The sequence below is a fragment of the Vibrio sp. 2132-1 genome (assembly GCF_033344315.1).
Genome location: NZ_JAWPON010000086.1, coordinates 1 through 1,141, shown reverse-complemented (window position 1 = coordinate 1,141; position 1,141 = coordinate 1). Strand labels below are relative to the sequence as shown.

Annotated in this window: 1 protein-coding gene; it reads left to right on the top strand. The window is 48.5% G+C overall.

All coding sequences use genetic code 11. From position 1 onward, the window contains the following. Positions 1–837 (top strand): acetyl-CoA C-acyltransferase FadA (gene fadA / locus R8N47_RS23600; RefSeq protein WP_318185903.1); only part of this gene is annotated, 837 nt, incomplete at its 5' end. Between the last annotated feature and the right edge of the window lie 304 nt (positions 838–1,141).

The window sequence follows — 1,141 nt, the reverse complement described above, 5'->3', positions numbered from 1 at the left end:
GCGGAAATTTGCCTGATCGGTGGTGTCGAGCACATGGGTCACGTACCAATGAACCACGGTGTAGACTTCCATCCTGGCATGTCGAAAAATGTCGCCAAAGCCGCTGGTATGATGGGTTTAACCGCTGAAATGCTTGGTAAGCTTCATGGTATCAGCCGTGAGCAACAAGATGAGTTTGCGGCGCGCTCTCATGCTCGTGCTCACGCAGCAACATTGGAAGGTCGCTTTAAAAACGAAATCCTACCAACCGAAGGCCACGCAGCAGACGGTACGTTGTTCCAGTTAGATTACGATGAAGTGATTCGTCCAGAGACCACCGTTGAAGGTCTGTCTCAACTTCGCCCGGTATTCGACCCAGCGAACGGTACCGTAACAGCCGGTACATCTTCAGCCCTATCCGATGGTGCATCCGCAATGCTGATCATGAGCGAAGAGAAAGCCAATGAACTTGGTTTGAAGATTCGCGCACGAATCAAAGGCATGGCGATCGCAGGTTGCGATCCATCCATCATGGGTTACGGCCCTGTACCTGCAACGCAAAAAGCGCTCAAACGTGCAGGCCTTGCAATTGAAGATATGGACGTTGTCGAGCTAAACGAAGCGTTTGCAGCGCAATCTCTGCCATGTGCGAAAGACCTAGGTCTGCTTGAGGTGATGGACGAAAAAGTGAACCTGAATGGCGGCGCGATTGCTCTAGGTCGCCCATTGGGTTGTTCTGGCGCACGTATCTCAACAACGCTTATCAACCTAATGGAAGCCAAGGACGCCAAATACGGCCTTGCGACCATGTGTATCGGTCTTGGTCAGGGTATCGCGACAGTCTTTGAGCGCCCGTAGCCCTTAACATCACCAGTTAGGTAATCAACCAATACCAGCAAAATTTGGTATTACACTTAAGGCGGCATCTTATGTCGCCTTTTCTTTTATTAGGCACCCTATAATTTATGCACAAAACACATAAATTAGATGATGAAGTTTCATTTTATTCATAAATAAAGAAGGCATACACTTACAGGCAGTTAATGGCTTGCTGCTCGTGGCATTCCAGCCGCGCTATCGCACACTCGGAGAACCTTATGTTTAATGCTCTAGTTCTAAATCAAGAAGACAAACGTACTATCGCAAACATCGAACAAATCGA